General features: G+C 35.3%; 11 protein-coding genes and 1 riboswitch. Of the genes, 1 reads left to right on the forward strand and 10 read right to left on the reverse strand.

The window, feature by feature from the left end; genetic code table 11:
- Nucleotides 1-19: 19 nt before the first annotated feature.
- A complete protein-coding gene (locus tag MQX03_RS12235) occupies nt 20-2929 on the reverse strand; it encodes a SusC/RagA family TonB-linked outer membrane protein (protein WP_242803423.1) in 2910 nt (969 codons plus the stop codon).
- A gap of 83 nt (nt 2930-3012) precedes the next feature.
- Nucleotides 3013-3109, reverse strand: a riboswitch (SAM riboswitch).
- A gap of 243 nt (nt 3110-3352) precedes the next feature.
- Here MQX03_RS12235 and MQX03_RS12240 point away from each other — a divergent pair.
- Nucleotides 3353-3760: a type II 3-dehydroquinate dehydratase gene (locus MQX03_RS12240; RefSeq protein WP_242803425.1), complete on the forward strand. Its 408-nt coding sequence runs from the start codon at nt 3353-3355 to the stop codon at nt 3758-3760.
- Between the two features lie 127 nt (nt 3761-3887).
- Here the strand turns inward: MQX03_RS12240 and pckA are convergent, their stop codons facing one another.
- The 9 genes from pckA to MQX03_RS12285 form a co-directional block, all read right to left on the reverse strand.
- Nucleotides 3888-5504: a phosphoenolpyruvate carboxykinase (ATP) gene (pckA, locus tag MQX03_RS12245; RefSeq protein ID WP_242803427.1), complete on the reverse strand. Its 1617-nt coding sequence runs from the start codon at nt 5502-5504 to the stop codon at nt 3888-3890.
- Between the two features lie 129 nt (nt 5505-5633).
- Nucleotides 5634-6536: a GYDIA family GHMP kinase gene (locus tag MQX03_RS12250; RefSeq protein WP_242803428.1), complete on the reverse strand. Its 903-nt coding sequence runs from the start codon at nt 6534-6536 to the stop codon at nt 5634-5636.
- An 11-nt stretch (nt 6537-6547) separates the two neighbouring features.
- Nucleotides 6548-7423: an ACP S-malonyltransferase gene (gene fabD, locus MQX03_RS12255; RefSeq protein WP_242803429.1), complete on the reverse strand. Its 876-nt coding sequence runs from the start codon at nt 7421-7423 to the stop codon at nt 6548-6550.
- A gap of 60 nt (nt 7424-7483) precedes the next feature.
- Nucleotides 7484-9235, reverse strand: coding sequence for an amino acid ABC transporter substrate-binding protein (locus tag MQX03_RS12260; RefSeq protein ID WP_242803430.1), 1752 nt, complete (start codon nt 9233-9235; stop codon nt 7484-7486).
- Between the two features lie 37 nt (nt 9236-9272).
- Entirely contained in the window at nt 9273-10859 is a 1587-nt protein-coding gene (bshC, locus tag MQX03_RS12265) for a bacillithiol biosynthesis cysteine-adding enzyme BshC (protein ID WP_242803431.1), read from the reverse strand.
- Nucleotides 10860-10870: 11 nt separating this feature from the next.
- A complete protein-coding gene (locus MQX03_RS12270; protein WP_242803432.1) occupies nt 10871-12805 on the reverse strand; it encodes a putative porin in 1935 nt (644 codons plus the stop codon).
- Between the two features lie 94 nt (nt 12806-12899).
- A complete protein-coding gene (locus MQX03_RS12275) occupies nt 12900-13697 on the reverse strand; it encodes a hypothetical protein (protein WP_242803433.1) in 798 nt (265 codons plus the stop codon).
- 24 nt (nt 13698-13721) lie between these two features.
- Nucleotides 13722-15311 carry a RagB/SusD family nutrient uptake outer membrane protein gene (locus MQX03_RS12280; RefSeq protein WP_242803435.1) on the reverse strand — a complete coding sequence of 530 codons (1590 nt, stop codon included), beginning with the start codon at nt 15309-15311 and terminating at the stop codon, nt 13722-13724.
- A 15-nt stretch (nt 15312-15326) separates the two neighbouring features.
- Complete coding sequence (locus tag MQX03_RS12285; protein ID WP_242803436.1) at nt 15327-18197, reverse strand: SusC/RagA family TonB-linked outer membrane protein; 2871 nt, start codon at nt 18195-18197, stop codon at nt 15327-15329.
- Nucleotides 18198-18515 lie beyond the last annotated feature (318 nt).

Consider the following 18515-nt stretch of genomic DNA (forward strand, 5'->3'; position numbering starts at 1 on the left):
TTTTTAAATTTTAAAAGGATTAAAGCGTAGCCTGCAGCCCAAAAGTTACCGTTCTCATCGCAGGATATCTATAATAGGTTGTTCCGTCTAGAGTCTGCTCAGGATCCATTCCTTTATGTTTATAGAATGTCAAAAGATTTTCTGCCTGTACGTAGACTCTCAGTTTTTTCAGTCCAATTCTTTCAAAATAATTTGACGGAAGTGTATATCCCAGACTCACGTTTTTAATTCTTGCATACGTTCCTGAATATAAAAATCTCGACGAAGCAGAAGTCCAGTTATTGGTTGTCGTGCTTAAAGCCGGAACGTCGGTATTGGTGTTTTCGGGAGTCCATCGGTTTAACATTTCTGAGCTCCATGCTCTTCCTGCAGCACTTCCATTGTGCATCAACATTGTATAATCGGTATCGAGAATTTTCCCTCCCAAACTAAAAGTCAGCAATCCTGAAAAATCAAAATCTTTATATCTGATACTTGTGGTAAGACCTCCCATCACTTTTGGCAAAGAAGATCCTTGCAAAATTTTTGTGGCTTTTGCATACTCAGAAGTTGTTCCTTCCACTGTATTTCCGTTGGCATCGGTGGTGATTGTTTTCCAAAGCGGATTTCCGTTGCTTGGGTCGACTCCAATCCATTCAGGAATGAAGAAATCGTAAATAGAACCTCCGACTTGCAAAAGTTTTGTTCCGCTGACAATAGAACCTTTCGGCAGTTTGGTTATTTTATTGTTTAAAGTACTCAGATTCATATCAACATCCCATTGAAAGTCATCAGTTTTAACGGGCGTTGTAAATAGAGAAAATTCAAAACCTGTATTTTTTAATTCTCCGATATTTGCCTGATATCCGCTGAAACCCACTGACGGAGCCAAAGGCATATCAAACAAAAGATCTTGACTCTGACGCTGGAAATATTCTACATTTCCTTTGATTCTGTTTTTCAGAATGGCAAACTCCAAACCTACATTCAGATTGAGATTGGTTTCCCATTTCAGATCCGGAGTTGGAAGTCTGCTTGCCACCGTACCGCCTTCACCTAAATTGTTATAAAAGGTGTACAGACTTTGATATGCATAATATGTGCTCAATTTATCATTTCCCTGTCCTCCATAACTTGCACGAAGGGTTAGCTGATCGAATATATTTAAATCTTTAATGAAATCTTCATTTGAAGCCCTCCAGGATCCACCGACTGACCAGAACGTTCCCCATCTGTTTTCAGGAGAAAATCTTGAAGAACCATCTGCCCTTACCGATCCGGAAACGAAATATTTATTTTTAAAATCATATTCCACTTTTCCCAAGAAACTTAACAAGCCTAATTTATCACTGTTTCCACTGAATCCACCTAACAAAGCTGCCGCATCCGGCTCGTAATAATACGGAAGTGAAAACTGGCTTCTATTTCCTGAGATGGTCTGAAATTCATAATGGTAAAATTCCTGACCCGCCAAAATATTAAAGTGATGTTGGTCAAGTTTTTTATCATAGGTCAGAATATTACTCGTCGTATAAGACAAAGTTCGAGAGTTTGTTTTAGTCACCGAACCACCAATTTCGCTTCCCTGCCCTATCAAAGGATTTGAATAAAAGTGACCGTTGTAATTCACCAAGTCCACAGAAAAACTAGATTTAAATTTCAGTTCTGGCAAGAAGGTAAAGTCTAAAAATCCTTTTCCTGAAAAGTTATCTTCTCTGTTTTCATTTTTATCTAAAGGCAACGTCGCTGCTGCATTTTGATTCTGTAAAGCACTTGTTGGACGGTATTTTCCAAAATCGTAAATGTAATTTCCATTGGCATCTAATCTGTGGCTTCCATCTGCGTTTCTTTCATAATAAGGATAGAACGAAGGGATGACTCTTGCCGCATTAATGATATTATCCGTTCTGGAATCTGATGAAGGCGGCGCTTCCTGAAGACTGTTGGTATAACTTAAATTAGCTCCTACGTTCAACCATTTTTTGACTTCGGAATTAATTTTAAGCCTTGTGCTGTATTTTGTAAACCCTGAACCAATGGCAATTCCTTTATCATCGAGATAACCTAAAGAGAAATAATAATTGCTTTTTTCACTGCCACCACTGAAATCCAGATCAACCTGACTTCTTGCGGCTACTCTTTGAAGAATATCCCTCCAGTCGTCATTCCATAAAGCATTTGCACCAGACAAAAGCTTCCCGTCTGTTCCGACCGGTTTTGCAAAATTTGAACCATAAGGATTGATCCCTAAAGCAGATACCAGATTATCACTTGCCATCTGTGCCGCCTGCTGTGAAGAAACCTGACTTGATTTGTACCCATTTCTCAAAGCTTCCCAATACAGCTGAAAATACTGATCGGTATTCACCTGCTCATAATCTTTAACCGCTCTGGTAGAAAATCCCTGACTAATATTAAAGTTGACCTTTGCCTCACCTTTTTTACCGGATTTTGTGGTGACAATAATCACTCCGTTGGCCGCTCTAGATCCGTATAGTGAACTTGCCGTAGCGTCTTTCAAAACACTGATGGATTCAATATCATTCGGACTTATAGAGTTGATATTTCCGTCAAAAGGAAGTCCGTCAACCACAAACAAAGGATTGCTGGAAGCACTTACCGAGCCAATCCCACGAATACGGATAGAAGCTGTGGCTCCTGGTTGTCCCGAAGAACTCACCGCCTGAAGCCCGGGAACTTGGCCCTCCAAAGCTTTGGTAATATTCGTTACCGGTCTGTTATTTATTTTTTCGCTGGAAATTGTTGCCACAGAACCTGTGTAACTTGTTTTTTTCGCTTTACCGTAAGCGACCACTACGACTTCATCTATTTCCTGTTCGCGTAGTGAATCTTTTTTTGTTTCCTGCCCATGTAGATTGATAATTCCTAAGAAAAATACAGCAACGGGAGGAATCCAAATTTTAGAATTAATTAAATTTTTGTTAATCATAATCCATTTTATTTATCAATTATTAAAAAATAGCTCTTTGCAGAAAAGACGGCAAAAGGCATCGATAAATACGATTAACCAATTGCTTATTTTTCCTTTAAAGGCTGAATTTAACACCTTGCGCAGAGCAGGTTGTTAAGACTTCACAGGGTCAGTTCCCTCCGTCTTTCTTTATAAGCCGATCGAAATATGAGTGCAAATCTAAAAACAATTAGTCTACAAAACAAGTAGACTTTATGATTTCAGATTATTATTTAATGAAAATTAACTTAATATATTCTTAAAAAACACTAAAATAGAGCGTTACAAAAAATATTAAATTATAAAATATGATAAATATCATTAAAAATAATGTAATTCGAAAAAAATGATTTAAAATGGAAAAGCTTTCTACTTATTGAAAAAACTTTTTAAATTTATCCTATGAAAGTTTTAATCATCAACGGCCCGAATCTGAATCTTCTAGGCACAAGAGAACCTGAAATCTATGGAAACATTTCCATGGAAGATTATTTAGAAAAACTAAAGTCTGAGTTCACTTCTCACGAACTGTATTATTATCAGTCGAACATTGAAGGCGAACTGATTGACAGACTTCAGGAAGATGATTTTGATGCGGTTGTTATAAATCCCGGAGCTTTCACGCACTATTCTTATGCGATTGCGGATTGTTTAAAAAATATTCAGAAACCGAAAGTGGAAGTTCACATCAGTAATATTTACAAAAGAGAAGAATTTAGGCAGAAATCTGTAACGGCAGCTTGTACGGATGCAGTTTTGTCTGGTTTTGGGATGGATGGATATCGATTGGCGATTTTGAGTTTGAAATAGTTCCTCACGGATTGCACAGATTTTCACAGATAAATGTGTGAATTTTGCTCTCGCAGATCAAACTGATTATACCGATTTTTCTTTAAAATAAAAAAGCCTCATCAATCGATGAGGCTCTTCACTATTTCTAAATGGTCTGTTCCTGCAATTGAGGACCAGAGGCAATCAGCTTCTTGGCTTCGTCATTACCGCAGTATTGCTCGAAGTTTTTGATATATTTGGCAGCAAGATCTTTTGCTTTTTCTTCCCATTCTGCAACGTCATTATACGTGTCTCTCGGATCTAAAATTCCTTCAGAAACATTTGGTAATGAAGTTGGAATTTCTAAATTCATCACTGGAATTGTAGTTTTCTCAGCATTTTCAATTGATCCGTCGATAATTGCATCAATAATTGCTCTTGTATCTTTTAGAGAAATTCTTTTTCCTGTTCCGTTCCAACCTGTGTTCACTAAATAAGCTTTTGCTCCGTGCTCTTTCATTTTACCAATCAATGTTTTAGAATACATAGTTGGGTGCAATGTTAAGAATGCCTCACCAAATGCAGGAGAGAAAGATGGTTCCGGTTCTGTAATTCCTCTCTCTGTTCCAGCTAATTTAGAAGTATATCCGCAAAGGAAATGATATTGAGCCTGGTTTTCATCTAAAATAGAAACCGGAGGCAAAACTCCGAAAGCATCAGCCGAAAGATAAACAATCTTGCTTGCGTGACCTGCTTTAGAAGGTAAAACGATTTTATTAATATGATAAATCGGATAAGAAACTCTCGTATTTTCTGTGATTGAGCCGTCTTTGTAATCAGCGACTCCATCATTAACCACAACATTTTCTAGAAGCGCATCTCTTTTAATCGCTCTGAAAATATCCGGTTCTTTTTCTGCTGACAAATCGATCACTTTGGCATAACATCCGCCTTCATAGTTGAAAACTCCGTTGTTATCCCAACCGTGCTCATCATCACCAATTAAATATCTTTTAGGATCTGCAGACAAAGTCGTTTTTCCTGTTCCCGAAAGTCCGAAGAATAACGCTACATCTCCTTCTTCACCAACATTTGCAGAACAGTGCATCGAAGCCATACCTTTCAATGGAAGGTAATAATTCATCATCGCAAACATTCCTTTTTTCATTTCTCCACCGTACCAAGTTCCTCCAATAATCTGAAGCTTCTCTGTAAGGTTGAACATCACGAAGTTCTCAGAGTTCAATTCCTGCTCTTCCCAATTTGGGTTGGTAGTTTTTGAACCATTAATTACTGTGAAATCTGGTTCTCCGTAGTTTTCTAAATCGTAATGAGATGGACGGATGAACATATTTGTAACGAAATGCGCCTGCCACGCAACTTCAACGATAAATCTTACTTTTAGTCTTGTATCTTCATTAGTCCCGCAAAATGTATCGACAACATAGATTTTTTTGGCACCGGAAAGCTGATTTAATACTAAATCTTTACAAGATTCGAAAATTTCGGGTGTTGTAGGAAGGTTAACTTTACCGTCCCAGAAAATAGTATCTTTCGTAACGTCATCCTGAACAATGTATCTGTCCTTCGGCGAGCGGCCAGTGAAAATTCCTGTTTGTACAGATACCGCACCAGATTCTGTAAGCTCAGCTTTTTCAAACCCCTGATTTTCAGGTGCTATTTCCGCTTGATATAACTCTTCGTACGAAGGATTATAAGTTAATTCATACTCTCCTTTAATCCCTAATTTTTGTAAATCCTGGATGATTTTAGCGTTTTTCATTTTACTTATATTTTCTTTTTGCTTTTTGTTCGTTTAACAATTCATATTAACTAATTGTTAAACTTCGATAAATATAAACATATAAGCGAAAATGACAAATAAAAAACAAACCTTTTAATTAACTGATTATTAAATAATTAAATCACCCCATTCAAAAACAGTACTAAAACCTTTTCCCCAAAAATAGTCTTCGTAGCCCTCAAATTTTGCACTCATCACAAAATCACCGCCCCAAGCACCTAAACTTTTGACAAATTTTGCACAATCTGCAAAAAAAAATGATTTAACTGTCGGTATTTCAATAAAATCAGAAATTCGTTGTTCATGCAATACCATTAAGTCAGAAAATTTATCTAATTCATCACACAATAAAATATTTCTTGTGAGATTAGAAAATTCATCGACTAAATTTTGCGACTTTATTTTAGACTTATAAAGATTAATTCCTTCCCGGCTATCCTGCTTTTGATTTAAGTGAATGAAAATCAGCTCATTCTTAAATTTAGGATTGAAATCGACCTTTTCAAAATGGATTTCAGGTTTGTTCTGATACAATACTGCAGACTTCGCTTTTGCCACCGCAATATCATATCCGCTTCCGCCTAAACTCATGGTGTTAAGATGAAAAGGATCAATCTCAGACCATTCTGAAAGATTGTTCATTAAGGTAGAACTGCTTCCAAGACCATAATCTGCAGGAAACTGAAGGTTTGTTTTTAAATAATATGAATCTGTGCTTTTTAATTTAATTTTTGAAAGAGTCTGAACATTTTTGAGAGTTTTAAGAATAAACTCTGCGCTTGAAGTAATATTGGTTTCAAGAATCTGCCAATTTTTATAATCGATGACCGCTTTTAACCATAATTTGTTTTGATGATAGGCTTCCCAGAAAATAAGATATTTTCCGTCATGCTTTTCTTCAAAAAAAAACTCTTGTCCTAGCTTGGTGGGTACCGCTAAGACAAGAGCTCCGTCTACAGCGAAATATTCTGAAGTCAGCATCAGCTTTCCCGGTGAATAAATTTCGCCCATTTTTATTTAATTTAAATTGCGGAAGCCGATGTAACTTCGCTGTCAATTTTTTTAATTAATCCTTGTAAAGTCTTTCCAGGTCCTACTTCAATAAAATTGGTAGCACCATCTTTAATCATATTTTGTACAGACTGCGTCCATTTTACAGGACCTGTCAACTGAGCAATAAGATTTGCTTTAATATGATCGGGATCAGTAACTGCAGTTGTTGTAATATTCTGATAAACAGGAATCGTCGCTTTTCTGAATTTCGTATTTTCAATTGCAGCCGCCAATCTCTCTTGTGCAGGTTGCATCAGTGGTGAATGGAAAGCTCCGTTTACTGGCAATAATAATGCTCTTTTTGCTCCCGCTTCTTTTAATTTAGCACAAGCTTCTTCTACTGCAACTGTTTCTCCGGAAATTACTAGCTGCCCAGGACAGTTATAATTTGCAGGAACAACTATTCCACTGATTGCTGCACAGATTTCTTCAACTTTAGCATCATCTAAACCTAAAATCGCAGCCATAGAACTTGGATTAGCATCACAAGCCGCTTGCATAGCTTTTGCTCTTTCAGAAACCAGTTTCAAACCATCATCAAAAGATAAAACTCCGTTGGCAACCAATGCTGAAAATTCTCCTAAAGAATGTCCTGCAACCATTTCAGCTCCAAGACCGTTTACCGCTTTTAACGCAGCAACCGAATGAATAAAGATTGAAGGTTGGGTAACCTCCGTTTTTTTCAGATCTTCATCTGCTCCACTAAACATAATGGACAAAATGTCGAATCCTAAAATTTCATTAGCAGATTCCATTAGGTCTTTAATGTCTTTACGGGAATCGTATAACTCTTTTCCCATCCCTACAAACTGTGAACCCTGCCCAGGAAATACAAGTGCTTTCATTTATTGATTTAAAAAATTTAATACAAATATATACTTTTAAAAGTAGATTTTTTTTGACTCTTAAGGAGTAAGTGTAATGACACGGAATCCGGTGTTGACGTAAGCACCGTTGGTTTTGGACTTTACAAATTCAAATTTTGTCGCAAGCTGCGTCTGAACTTTATTCATTTGCTTGAAAATCTCACCTTTTTTGTTTTCTCTTGTCAACATATCATTGACAACATCAAAACCAATCACTGCATATTTACCAGGAACTTTACAATATTTAGCTTTGTAAGCAGCCAATATTTCTTTTTCAAAACTGCCTTCTGCGTTGATTTTTCTGTCCATTAAATAAACTAAACTCGCTTGGCTCAATTCATCAACCTTTTTCTCAAAACTTGGAACAGAATATAAACTGAATGCTTTCATGCCCTGAACTTCTTTAGAAAGAGCAATCATTCGGCTGGAGAAAGCTTCACCCACTGAATCATTATCACTTGCCAAAATTGCAATCACAGGTGCAGACTGCCCCGTCATCATATTTTGATCTAACTGAATTTCTGATGCAAAATTAACGAGGGTAACATTTGCATTTCTTAATACCTTCTCAAGATTTGCTTTGATGTAATTGGCATTATCTTTCTTAGCATCTGCCACTACATAAATTTTCTGATCTGAGTATACCGTTTTCACTTCCTCAACAATCTTATCTGCATATGCCTGATCATTGGTTTCTACAATAATTAAATTGCTGTAGTTATACAATTCCGGAGAGTTGGCAAATGGTGCAACCACCGGGATTTTCTGAGTTTTTGTAAAATCTAAAAGATCAATCACATTCGATTTGAAGAACGGACCAATAATTAAATCAGTATTATTTGGATTAATCTGTGTAAGAGAACTTTTAAATGAAGCTTCGTTTCCAGAATCTACAATTTTGATATCCAGTTTCTGACCGTTCGCTGCGTTTCTCTCAATCGCCAATTTTGCTCCGGTAAGGAAGTCTAAGGCCATTGCGCGATACTGTGTTTCGTTGGTACTGTAACCAAATGGCAACATCAAAACCACGCTCAACGCATCACCGTTTTTCTTAATGTACGCTGCGTCAAGTTTCTTTATTTTAAGAACCATGCCGGCTTTTAAACCTTTTGACAAATCTGGATTTAAAGCAACCAATTCGTCAATCGTTACTCCGAATTTATTGACGATAGAGAAAACTGTATCTCCCTGCTCAACGGTATACGTTGCATACTCATCCTGATTAGAAGATGACTGCACAGAAGATGACTGCACAGAAGATGACTGCACAGAAGATGACCTTTCGTTTCCTGAATCTATTTTTGTTTTGCTATTGCTTGGTGATACTGTTTCTGCTGATGAAACAACAGGTTTCGCTGTTTCAACTACCGCTTCACTTCCACCGTACTTCTTGATGCTCTCAAGAGGCAGAGTAATCTCATCCCCAATTTTCGTGTGCGAATCTAAGTCAGGATTTAATTTTCTTAAATCTGTCTCGGAAATTCTGTATTGTTTTGTAATACCGTAAATTGTCTGTTTTGGCTGAAGAATAATTCTTCCGGTTTGTGCAGAACTAGAGGCCGTTGTGTTTTTTACAACTGTAGCATTTCCAGCCTTTACATTAAGAATATCACCAATTGAAAACTTTCCGTCTTTAATTTTTGGATTCAGTTTCTCTAATTCAGCAATGGTGATGCCGTATTTTTTTGAAACATTATAAGGATTATCACCTTTTATAACCGTGTGTGTTTTCTGTGCAGATACACTCAGAAACATACATAAAGCAGATAGTAAAAAAAACCTCTTAATCATTTTCAATATTATAATGTACAAAAATACTTCTTTAAAATTAAATGGCAACAATTATTAGTTTTGATTGTTCCACTTCCATTTCTTCAACAATCGTTTCGAGCCAAGTATAGCCATAATCTGCAAAAAACACAGAGAAATTAAAGATTCTCTCCTGCCAGGTTTTTGCCGGATGAACATCTAAAAATAAAGTTTCTAAACGTTCTAACATCTCATTTTGTTTTATTTTTTCGGCGTGAAGCAATCTTTTTTTCAATCTTTTAAAAGACTTTAACTGACGTACTTCTTCGGCTTTCACCATGTTTCCAAAAGATTTTTCAGTTGTTTCTGCTAACGATTTTAGTTGAGAAAAATTATTTATAATTAAATTTTCCTGTGATTCTAAAGATTCCAGAACAGAATTGTTATCCAGAATTTTAGCATTGGTAATCTTCGTGAAATTTTGAAAAAAATCATCAATTTTCAGATCCAGTTTTTCAATTTTACCTAAAGTTTTCTCTTTGATAAACAACATAGAATTCCTCGGAATCAAAATCGGAAAAGGAATATTGATCTTGGTAAAATAATCTTTCAACTCCAGCCAGTACATGATTTCGGCATTTCCACCGATGTATGCTAAATTGGGCAACACTTTCTCCTGATAAACCGGACGCATCAAAGCATTCGGGCTAAATTTTTCAGAAAAGTTTTCTAGTTCATCTAATATTTCTTCCTTCGTAAATTTTCTATCAGTATCAACAATAAAATAATTTTCACCGTCAAAATCTATTCTGTCTCTGGTCTCAGAAAGATAAAATAAATTAATTTCTCTCGGATTGACCTGAACTTTTCCGTATTTATCGGTAAGGAAATCTACTTTTTCTTTTGATGATTTATTTAAACTGAAATTTAGTAACTCATCTTTAAAAATTTCTTTAATCTGATTTTTCAATTGTTTAGAATCTCCATCAAGAATCAATAACCCAAAATCTGAAAATAATCTGTTGACTAAAATTCTGATTGCTTCCGTTAAGGTATTTCCGACTTTATAAGCTTCTTTCAGCATCAAAATCAATTCGGTTCCAAAAATAGAATCTTTGAACTCTTTTTCAAATTCAGAAATGAAAAACGTATCGTTTATTTTGATTTTTCCAACTGCACCGCCGGACTTTTCATTGATTTCGTAATAATTATTTTCTGTTTTAAAATGATTGATCTCGGCAAAATCATGATCTTCAGAAGCCATCCAATACACCGGCACAAAATTATAATCAGGAAATTTTTCTTTCAGATTTGTACACGTTTTAATCGTTTGAAAAATTTTATACACAAAAAATACAGGACCTGAAAAAAGATTCAGTTGATGTCCTGTTGTAATTGTAAACGTATTGATTGATTTTAAACTTTGAATATTATCTTTCTGTTTTGTAGAAAGCTGAAGATTTGAAAGCTGATCTGTGAAAGCTTTTGAAATAACATCTCTTTGAGCTAGTTCGAAAGAGTTTTGTTTCAAATGAATCTGCTGTGCAAAATTTTCAAATGAAAAAGTAGCGTTTTCGAAGCCTTCAATCTGATGATTCAGAAAATCTTTTATCAACTGAGGAATACTTTCGATATCGTTGAATGAAATTTTATTAACTGTTTTCAACTTGATTAAATTTAGTTGAACAAATACCATACAATCCCAATATTCAATCTAAAATCATAGACTGGATAATGTGGAAATGCGTAGGCTTTATTATGAGAGAGCATGGTTCCGATTTGCTGTCCTTCGAGAAAGAAGAACATTTTTTTAACCTTGAAATTTAAGTATAGATCGGCAATCGGTTCGCCTCCGATAGAGAAAGAATCTGCTCTTGGAAGAATATATTCGCTGAGAATCGGGAAATATTCTCTTGAAGCAAATTTTGAGAAATAATATACTTTGATACCCGCCTGAATTTCTGCCGCATTTTTAAATGCTCTTGTCTGAAAGAAGAAATTAGCTCTCCCAATAAATGAAGGCATTGGCAAAAGATCTTTATTCGTTAAAGCATTTTGAAACTGCACTCTCGTATTTAAATGAAATTTTCTGTAGCTGAACGTTGCATCACCTCCAATCTGCGAAATATTGAGTGAATTTTCGCTTTGACGTGAAATTGCATTAGAATCAAAATACGTGTAATTATCTATTCTGAAATAGTTGGCAAACAATTCAGATTTGAACCATTTTAAATTGATACTTCCTCCGATTTCTGTGATTGCCTGATTTTTTGCATCTTGTAAATAATAATTAAATTTTCTGTAAACAGAAGAATTCGCAAGATAATTGAAAGACGGATAAACGCTTTGGAAGTTCACTTTTGCACTGACAAAGTAATCTTTTATCGGCTCGAACTTTACATTGTTGGTTGTTTTCAGATAATTCCCAAACTGACTTCCTTTTGAAAATTCTAAGAATGAGTTTAACTGAAACTTGTCGAATAATTTCACCTGTAAATTTCCGACAGCGCCCAATCTGTTTTCTTTCAATTCGCCAGGAACACTTACCGTGGGCAGATGGATTTCATTTAAACCAAATTTCAGCATCTGATATCGTACTCCGGCATCCAGTTTGAATTTTTCGTTATCAAAAACCAAGCTTAACGTGTTGCTCAGATTATTTGAATACTTTTTGGTAGAAGGACTAAATCCAGATATAATCTCTGAAGCTGTGTTGCTGTACCAATAATTTTCTAAAGCATCCTGAAAGTAGTAATATTTATTCCCTTGATTAAATATCGTATGCCTGATTCTAAAAGGAAATTTCTCAGAGTTGAAAGGAGTAAACTGATGGCTTAAATAGTAACGTCTGTAAGAATACTGCGAACTTGATTCTTCTAAATTAACCTGAGCATTATATTTGTTACTTATATTACTTGACCCTGCCTGAAAAAGATCATCATCGACAATTCCGCCGCTCTCCTGATTGTTGACATTCTGATGAAGGTAGTGAGCAAATAGCTCGTAGTTTCCACTTTTGGAAGTGAAATGTCCCGAAAATAGGGTTTTATTATTTGCCGCCAAAGAGTTTCTGTACATTCCTTCAGAGCGCAAACCATCGTACTCTACAGAAAAATTAAATCTCTTTCCTATATTCTGAGTGTACATCGACTGTAATGCAGCCCCGTTTCGCATTGCGGTATGGTAAACAAAAGTTGCCGTGGGGGTTTTTACATCATAATATTTTACATCATCAATTCCCAAAATCACATACGATTTATTGGAAGGCAATAAGGAAAGGTTTTGTTCAGCATTCACTTCATACGACAATGGATTAAATCCAGCACCAATGTTTGCAAACTGTGCACGCCCAAAATTATCCTGATTGTTATATTGCGAAAAGATATGGGTTTTGTCAAAAGTCAACACCGTATCAAAAACTTTCTTCTCAGAATACTGTGTCTGATATCTATAATCCTGAATGGTCGGCTTAAATATTTTCAGAGAATCTTTTTTCCCCGAATCTACGATGAGGGTATCCTGAGCAGTTACTCTGGCAGAATCTATTTTTTTTACTCTTTGAGCTGAAGCCAAAAAGGGAGCTATCAGTAGCATGAAAAGAAGATATTTCATTAGATAAATTGTAAAGGCAAAAGTATGAAATTTGTCGCAATAAAAAATCCCCGCTTTTACAAGCAGGGATTTTTTTATAAAGTAAACTAATTTATTAGTTCAATGCTGGCCAGTTACCATTACTTTTAGTAAGAGTAGTAGTAGCCGTCTCACCATATGAAGTAGTCCATTTGAAGGTTAATTTATTTCCGCTTACAACCACATTAGAAATTACAAATGTATCTCCATATTGATTAGGTGTAGTGAAAGAAAGCTTGTTACATAAATCTTGAATTCTTACTCCAGTTGAAGTGGGAGCATACCCAGGAAATTTAGCAAAAGCACCAAAGCTAGAATCAGAAATTTGATAAACACCATCACTCACTTGTGTGAAGACTACACTACCCGTCAATGGACCTGGTACAGTAGTAGAACTTCCGTCAGGAGTAAATGCATTTACAGTTGAGTATTGATAAGTACCTGCTAAAGCTGATGGACATGTAAACTTAACTAAAACTTCTTGATTAAAAACTGCATTTTGAAGAGTAGAAGATTTTAAGGTAAAAACTGCCTGTTTTTTAGCCGCAGCCGCAGACGGTTTTACATTGATTACGAAGTCTCCCAACACAGAACCGCTCTTTAAAACATCTGTCGATTCTACAAAGGTAAAATCCGTGCCTAATAATGCTGTAGATTTAGAAGGATTAAAAACCAACTCAACATTATGATCACCAGAAACTGCTTTGGTAACTCCGTATGTAATGTTACCATTACCATTTGCAAGAGTTTGATCTTTCTTATCAAAATGCAATAATTCAGCTCCATCATATACTAAATTTTCATGTTCTTCACAAGAGTTGAAAATGAACATCGAAAATGCTAATAAGAAAATTCCAAAAAATATTTTTTTCATTTTATTCTAATTTAATATTAATAATTAATAACCAGGATTTTGCTGAATCACCTTATTTACATTAATTTCAATTTGTGGGATAGGTAATGCCCATTTGAAACTATTTAATGGTAAATTAGCAGGATTAGCACCAGGGTAGTTTGCACTAGAAGCATTATAATCTGCAGGATGTCTATCAATTCCTTGCCCCGCTAAAGTTCCTAACCTTTTTAGGTCTATGAAACGATAACCTTCGTAAGAGAACTCAATTCTTCTTTCATTCAAAATACCTGCCCATGCTTGTGCTGCTGAAGAATATACTGGTGCAGTTTGTGCTGCTCCAAAACGCGCATCTCTAATAGATTTAATATTAGCAGCTGCCATAGAAAGGTTAAGATTTGCAGCATCAGCGTATGCTTCAGCTCTTATCAAATACATTTCTGAAAGTCGCATAATTTTAAAATCATTATTATTTGTATTAGCTGCTGTGGTTGCCCAAGTAGTAGTACCAGATGCTGTACCACCATGCTTATTAATAACAATTTTGTCTGTATTTCTAATATCAGTTGAGGTTAAATATCCAGCATCAATTACTGAAGAAGGTGCAATATTCACATTAGCTCTTACATCAGGCAAAGTTGTAACATTTGGATCAGTAGGATGTGTAGCTGGCAAGTTAGCCGGGTTCAAAACATTATGTAGGGATCTACTCATTTCGTAGAATGGAGAGCCTGCAAGATTTGGCTGCAAAGAAACCCATCCATTGTGAAGGTTACTTGCCTGAGCATTTTGCACAGGAGTTCTTCTCAACTTGAAGATAACTTCTGCATTTACCGGTTGGTTATCCGAGAAGAATACCTGTCTGTATTGTGCAGGAGTAGCAAGCACTAAACCAGAGCTAATAACATCATTAGCATATATTAAAGCATTAGTATAATCTCCTTTATAAGCATACGCTCTCGCTTTAAGACCTTTTGCAAACACTTCATTAGCTATAACATTACTAAATGCAGTTGGATTGGCTGTATACAAAGAAATAGCAGCATTTAAATCGCTATGAATTAACGAGTAAAAAGCACCATTTGTCGCTCTCAGATTCTGGCTTTCTGTAGTAGCAAAAACCCTATCAGAGATTATAGCAGCAAGAGCATTATTGTCTTTCATATCTGTTGTGAAATAAGCCAATAATCTTAAATGACAATACGCTCTCATTGTTAAAGCCTGAGCTTTTATCCTTGCAATTACCTGTGCATCAGCAGCATTAGAAGGAACAATAATATCTGCATATTTGATTACTCTATTTATTCTCGCTAATGCAGCGTAAGAATTTGCCCAAATATTCTGTGGAAGACTTGAACCCGGATTCATAAGGAATACATAATCATCACTGATTCCCTGTCCACCGTTACCAAACCCTATACTTACTTCATCAGTAAATACGGAAACATCTACCGCTTCTGACCTTGATGATATATTTGCATAAGCAGAATTCATCAAGTTCCCAAGATCTGTACTTGTTTTGAGTGCTACTTCCTCTGTATTTTGTCCTGGGGTATACGGTTCTAAAAGATCGTTATCACAAGAGACAAAAAGCGTTCCTGCACTCAGTAATACTAATTTAATATACTTTTTCATATTTTTTCTAATTTATTAAAATTTAACATCAAAACCTACTGTAAACATCTTAGCACTTGGATATTGAAGTTGATCACTTACTCTTGGGCTTTCCGCATCAAAACCTCTCCACTTAGACCAAGTTACCAAATTCTCTGCTTGTAAAGATATAGTCATATCATTCACAAACGTTCCTTCCAAGAGTTTTTTAGGAAGTCTATAACCTATTTGAACATTTCTTAATCTCAAATAAGACGCATCCGTAAGAAAACGGTCGGAACTTTGAGTAAGCCCTCTGTTCGATGCAGTAAATGAAGGAATATTAGAACCTGTATTAGTCGGAGTCCAAGCATTAAGCAAATCGCTAGATAGATTAAAAACTCCAATATCATTTGGATCATAAGCACCTTCTAAATCCCAATCCATTCTCATAATTCCTGCAACATAAGTAAATAGTGTAGTAGCAAAGAATCCTTTATAATCTAAATCGAATCCAAAACCTCCTTGATATTTAGGCAAATGATTGTATTTTGCCAATTTTCGATCTGCATCTACTGGAGTTTCTGTTGCGTTACCATTTGCATCTTCAAACAACAAGTTACCATTAGTAGGATTAACCCCCAAGTAATGATATTGATAATACAAGAAAGGTAACTCACCATTTCTAATTCTAGTTTGAGTTGTGGTACCTGATGCAATCTCACCCCCTGCTCTGGTAATCCCTGATACTTCTTGATTATTAATTGAACCATTACCATTAATAGTTAATCTAAAATTATCTTTTTTAATTAAATCATAAGCTAAAAGCAATTCAAAACCTCGATTTTGAAGTGAAATATCCGTATTACGATTAATACTCAATGTACCAACAACCGGAGCTATTTGATCATCATAGTACATATCGATGGTCTTTTTATTATAAAAATCAAAAGCCCCACGTAGTTTTCTATTAAACAATTCAAAATCTACACCAACATTGTACGTTTTAGTGGTTTCCCATCGCAAATCAGCATCTCCGAAAGCAATTCCTAACCCTAAACCACCATTGTATGTATTGTTAACTGGCGTATAGATATCCAAAAATCCTGGTGGCAAAATACCTGTGAAAGGAGTTGCCCCATCTACAACTCTTTGATTACCTACCGTTCCATAAGAACCTCTTATTTTGAACATGTTTACAAATTCTAAGTCTTTCATGAAAGCCTCCTGGTCTACATTCCAACGCCCACCAACAGACCAAAATGTACCCCATGTACTATTGGTTCCAAATCTAGAAGAGCCATCTCTTCTTATAGACGCAACTACACCATATTTTCTATCAAAATCATAATCAAATGATCCAATATAAGAGATTAAATTATACTTTACTTTTGTTGTAGAAATTGTAGGTACATAAAAATCATTGGTTCCGGTATCTACTATATAACCTGTTCCTACTCCTGGAACAAAAGTATTAGGATTAAGACCTCTTTGAACTTGGTTATTTGCCTCAAATTGAGAGAAATTATATTCCATAGCTCCTGCGATACCGAATGAATGTTTACCAAAAGATTTTTTATAATCTGCCTGAATAAGTTCGTTAAGGGTGAAAGTTTGGTTGTTGATAAATTGTTCTCTTCCATTAAATGCGCCACCGTTAAGTGAAGAAACACCCACATTTGGAGAGAATAATAAAGCATTTAAACTGTTAGGACCTTCAAGTAAAAAGTTCTGTCTCTGTAACTGAGTTTGAGCATTCAATCTATTTCGTACAGTAAGACCTTCCAATAGCTTGTATGATAATTCCGAAGTAGCATCGATTCGAGTTTCATTGAATTTATTGTATGAATTTTTTAACTTATCAATCAAAAACAACGGACTAAGTCTTAAAGTTCCATCTGCAACATAATCTGCATACAATTGTCCCGAAGTAGTATATTGATTAGGACTGATATAAGGTGCGGATTGTAAAGCTCCTAAAATTGGATTTTGGTTTACACCTGCAGTTCCTGTACTTGGTTGATCAGAATTTTTAGACAAACCCAAAGCCACACCTACGTAATAGTTGAATTTACCATTATCACTTTTCCCCGTAATATTCGATCTAAACGTGAATCTCTTTAAGTAAGTGTCAGCAAGAATACCGTCTTGATCTACATAACCTGCAGAAAAATAACTAGAAAAATTTTGACCTGATTTCTCAACATTAACATTATGTGATGTCATTAAACCTGGCCTGAAAAAGTAACCCAACCAGTCAGTATTTACAACATTGGCATCAATCATTGCTGGAGTCATAGAAGCACCTGGACCAGAACCTTTTTTATTCTCTAACGTTAATAATTGCTTCGCATCTGAATATCTATAACGATTTTTTTGCATAAAAGACAAACCTGTCTGAGTATTATATCTCACACTAAGTCTAGATCCCCCCATCTTTCCTCTTTTGGTTGTTATTATAATAACACCATTAGATCCTCTGTTTCCATATTCCGAAATTGAAGCCGCATCTTTTAAAACCTCAAAAGTCTCTATATCATAAGGATTGAGAGATCTAAAGTTATCAGCATTAGAAGGGAAACCATCAATTACATACAAAGGATCAGTGTTACCTGTAAGAGTACCAACCCCTCTAATGATAACTGTAGGCTTTGCTCCAGGTTGCCCAGTTCCTGTGGAAATGTTTACCCCTGCAAGTTGTCCCTGTACAGCATTTAGTACATTGGTTTGCCCTCGAGTTTCAATCAAATCATTGTCAATTTTTTGAGTAGCAGTAACCGCAGTTCTTTTAGTAACCGTTCGAATACCTTGCTGCACTACAACCTCCTCTATTTGAGTAGTTTTTATTGTGTCTCTTTCCTGTGCCTCAATAATTTGTCCTAAAAAAAACAAAGCCCCTACGCTTAATACTTTTAATTTCACATTCATATTAACAAATTTTAATATTATTTGGTGCAAATATGTTAAAAAATATTAACACCACCAAATTTAAATTCTATTTTTTAAAAACTAAAATTGGATTCCATAGAAAACTAGCAATAAATATGATACAATATTACATATACAACTGCTAATTTAAAATATCACATGATTATTAATAAAAGCAACTCATATATAACTTTTAAAAACATTTAACATATAGTTATAACAAAGCAGTTCAGTATTACTACTGAACCGCTTCTATATTGATCTATAAAACTTAATAACCTTCTAGTTTCTAATCTTTATGTAATAGATGATGCCACA

The organism is Chryseobacterium aahli (assembly GCF_022699665.1).
GTDB classification, from domain to species: Bacteria; Bacteroidota; Bacteroidia; order Flavobacteriales; family Weeksellaceae; genus Chryseobacterium; species Chryseobacterium aahli.

What these genes read in the sequence shown, in the direction of transcription:
- MQX03_RS12240 (WP_242803425.1), top strand. Translation starts at nt 3,353, where the DNA reads ATGAAAGTTTTAATCATCAACGGCCCGAATCTGAATCTTCTAGGCACA.
- MQX03_RS12285 (WP_242803436.1), bottom strand. Translation starts at nt 18,197, where the DNA reads ATGAATGTGAAATTAAAAGTATTAAGCGTAGGGGCTTTGTTTTTTTTA.
- pckA (WP_242803427.1), bottom strand. Translation starts at nt 5,504, where the DNA reads ATGAAAAACGCTAAAATCATCCAGGATTTACAAAAATTAGGGATTAAA.
- MQX03_RS12260 (WP_242803430.1), bottom strand. Translation starts at nt 9,235, where the DNA reads ATGATTAAGAGGTTTTTTTTACTATCTGCTTTATGTATGTTTCTGAGT.
- MQX03_RS12235 (WP_242803423.1), bottom strand. Translation starts at nt 2,929, where the DNA reads ATGATTAACAAAAATTTAATTAATTCTAAAATTTGGATTCCTCCCGTT.
- MQX03_RS12275 (WP_242803433.1), bottom strand. Translation starts at nt 13,697, where the DNA reads ATGAAAAAAATATTTTTTGGAATTTTCTTATTAGCATTTTCGATGTTC.
- MQX03_RS12270 (WP_242803432.1), bottom strand. Translation starts at nt 12,805, where the DNA reads ATGAAATATCTTCTTTTCATGCTACTGATAGCTCCCTTTTTGGCTTCA.
- MQX03_RS12280 (WP_242803435.1), bottom strand. Translation starts at nt 15,311, where the DNA reads ATGAAAAAGTATATTAAATTAGTATTACTGAGTGCAGGAACGCTTTTT.
- MQX03_RS12250 (WP_242803428.1), bottom strand. Translation starts at nt 6,536, where the DNA reads ATGGGCGAAATTTATTCACCGGGAAAGCTGATGCTGACTTCAGAATAT.
- fabD (WP_242803429.1), bottom strand. Translation starts at nt 7,423, where the DNA reads ATGAAAGCACTTGTATTTCCTGGGCAGGGTTCACAGTTTGTAGGGATG.